At 43.2% G+C, this 546-nt stretch carries 2 pseudogenes; both read right to left on the reverse strand.

The window, feature by feature from the left end:
- Nucleotides 1-223, reverse strand: a pseudogene (locus QTO00_RS20695) (site-specific integrase); the annotation flags it as partial.
- Nucleotides 224-329: 106 nt separating this feature from the next.
- Nucleotides 330-546: pseudogene (locus tag QTO00_RS20700) on the reverse strand (IS4 family transposase); the annotation flags it as partial.

The following is a 546-nucleotide window of genomic DNA, read 5'->3' on the forward strand; positions in this document are numbered from 1 at the left end:
GGTCTAAGACTGGTTGAAGCTTCCTCCATGCCATATCATCCCCAATTTTTCCCAGCGTTTGCCCCGATGTATTAAATCCAATATCTAGTTTTTCAAATTCATCCCAGTCGCCTCGCTCAACTGCTGGAATTAAAACCTCTTCGAGGTAGTTTTTATGCGTACCTACCTGATATTGTGCGTTCTTTATCGCTTTTGAATGGTCAAGGTCGATTAATTTAATCATTATTTTTCCTTAACTTATCTGTAAATAGATAGTACGGCGTGATTCATTGTGACGCGAGGGTGGCGACCTTTATTGCTAAATTGCAGCATAGCTCTGAGAGATCCCCTCATAATTTCCCCAAAACGTAACCATGTGTGAATAGATTTTGAGTAAGCAGGGTTGCAGCCACGAGTGAGTCTTCCCTTGTTATTGTGTAGCCAGAATGCCGCAAAACTTCCATGCCTAAGCGAACTGTTGAGAGTACGTTTCGATTTCTGACTGTGTTAGCCTGGAAGTGCTTGTCCCAACCTTGTTTCTGAGCATGAACGCCCGCAAGCCAACAT

It is taken from the genome of Vibrio sp. M260118, assembly GCF_036533755.1.
Classification (GTDB): Bacteria; Pseudomonadota; Gammaproteobacteria; order Enterobacterales; family Vibrionaceae; genus Vibrio.